This is a genomic window from Sedimentitalea sediminis, assembly GCF_042687825.1.
In the GTDB taxonomy this organism is placed as follows: Bacteria; Pseudomonadota; Alphaproteobacteria; order Rhodobacterales; family Rhodobacteraceae; genus Sedimentitalea.
The window spans coordinates 1-2,250 of the sequence record NZ_JBHUQE010000056.1 but is presented as its reverse complement, the minus strand read 5'-3'; the positions used below and the strand labels follow the sequence as shown (position 1 = coordinate 2,250).

General features: G+C 48.3%; 2 protein-coding genes. Both read left to right on the top strand.

Annotation, left to right across the window (positions count from 1 at the left end):
- Nucleotides 1-936 precede the first annotated feature (936 nt).
- Nucleotides 937-1,872 carry an SDH family Clp fold serine proteinase gene (locus ACFMPD_RS17460; RefSeq protein ID WP_380997297.1) on the top strand — a complete coding sequence of 312 codons (936 nt, stop codon included), beginning with the start codon at nt 937-939 and terminating at the stop codon, nt 1,870-1,872.
- A complete protein-coding gene (locus ACFMPD_RS17455; RefSeq protein ID WP_380997295.1) occupies nt 1,869-2,081 on the top strand; it encodes a hypothetical protein in 213 nt (70 codons plus the stop codon). The genes ACFMPD_RS17460 and ACFMPD_RS17455 overlap by 4 nt, the downstream gene beginning before the upstream one ends.
- The last annotated feature ends 169 nt before the right edge of the window (nt 2,082-2,250 follow it).

Here is a 2,250-nt window from a genome sequence, read left to right as displayed (position 1 = left end):
GCGGTCAGACCGGACGCTTACGGACATTGGCGGCTTTTCCCGTTCGATATCTGTCTGTTTTCCATGAGCTTCCCTTTCGCGCCTACATAACAGCGCAGCGATAGGCGGGGTCCGTTCCTCACGCGTAGGCAGTGATGCGTCATCCTCGACCATCACTAGGCGACACTATAGGACAGAAGCCGTGAACCCCGGCAGCCGAACGTCTCCGCGTGAGAGACATGCCCTATCGCGCCACCTATAGGATAGAAGGTCGTCCAGCGATCCTGCCCATTCGAGGATATCCCCCTGATATCGCGGGACAAATCACTCGCCCACACCATAGGACAAGATGCGACCTAGTATCTGTCTGGCCAGATAATCAATCTTCTTCTCTATTAAATCATTTATAATCAATATATTATAATAAATATTCAAACTCGATTGGTTCCCTTCCTCATCTCAATCTTCGATGTATCCAGTTTCCAAACAAGCAATCCAAAAACCAATATCATATCCACCTACATCCAAGAATATGCATATCTTTCTGATGCTTAAGTTGATACCATGGATAAAATCTTCTTTGGTTACCCACACAGATACCTTTGACTTTTCCGAGACATCCGGGCTATACAGTGGCACACAAAGTGAGACACACAAGCAACCTTCGCTCTTGTATGTCCAGTTAAGTCAATGACTTACGATTTTGGTGGATTGTCCCTGTCTCTCCGCCAGTTTTCCTTGATTTAATTTATAAATTTTGAAGCTCATGAATCCTGCTAACATTCTACTGAACTTTTTTTTGGCCCTTTGGACCTACGATGTTGGCCGGAATCATTGACTTGTTGATATCGTGGTGGAAAAAGTAGGAAAAAACTTGGTCAGGCACTCGGGTGAACGATGGATTTTGCAGCGCGCAAACCGCTCTATGAGCATATTGAGCAATAGCGCGGGACCAAAATCATTTCATACGTCACCGGAGATCGCAGGGGTGCAGAAACACAGATCGGCGCAGACTGCATCGACCTTTTTGTTGACGTTCTTGATCACATCGGGCCGACCGAACGGATTTCGCTCCTGTCGCACACAAACGGTGGCAACACCGCTGCGGCTTGGCACTTAGTTAACCTAATAAAAACCTTTTGCGATGAACTTGAAGTCCTGATTCCTTATAAGGCGATGAGCGCCGGGACACTCATTTCTTTGGGTGCGCATCGTATCGTCATGACAAAGCAAGCGGCACTCGGGCCTATTGACCCAAGTCTTACACACGCGCTGGGGCCACAAGTTCCTAATGGAAATCAAATGGCTCGAATTCCGGTAAGCTTTGAAGCCGTGAGAGGTTATTTAGATGCCGCTCAGCAGGACCTCGCAATCAAAGATGACGAGGTTTTGGGTTCGATCTTAAACGAACTCTCAAACAAGGTTCATCCGCTAGTTCTCGGAGAGATATTCCGTTCACGCGCTCAGATTAGATTTTTGGCTGAAAAGCTTCTAAACGAGCACGTTAACGACGCCGAAAAGCGGAAGGAAATAGTCGATTTCCTTTGCGCAGACTCTGGCAGCCACGACTATACAATCAATCGCCGTGAAGGATTGGCGCTTGGCCTAAACATTGAGAAGCCAAGTGCAGAATTTTATGGTAGATTGAAGGATATTCATAAGAGCTACAGCGCTCAGATGAAGCTCGCGGAACCTTTTGATCCCAACACAATGGTTCCACCCAACACCACTAATAATTACCAGATGGTTCGTGGTGTTATCGAAAGTGTGGGCAGCGGTAGCTTTGGATTTGTTTCCGAAGGCCAATTGACACGCCAGACCGTGAATACGCCGCAGGGACCACAAGAACAAATCCAAGATCGGCGAAACTTCGAAGGATGGAAACCGCTATGATTTCTCTTTACGATACAACCGACGCAACATCGACATATCGAGAAACTTCGGCGCTGCAAACTGTTAAACTTGACGCAACCGGTGATACCGGAAGTCTAATGGGAATTATGCGTGATGCGGTCTTGGTGTTAGGACCACCTTCCCTTTCGAACTTCGATGATAAAATTCCAGAAAAACCCAACGGCGATATTGGTGCGGTAGCGCGATAAAGCCGCTCCGACCGATTGTCGATCAAAAAAAGCCGCCCCAAAGGGACGGCAGTTGGGCACTCTTGCGGAGTTGGTATTCGTCAGGCGGCGACGGCGTAGGTGCTGCGGCAAACTTCTAGGGTGCGGGCACGATCCGACGCAGTGACGAGGCCTTGTTGCACAAATCGGC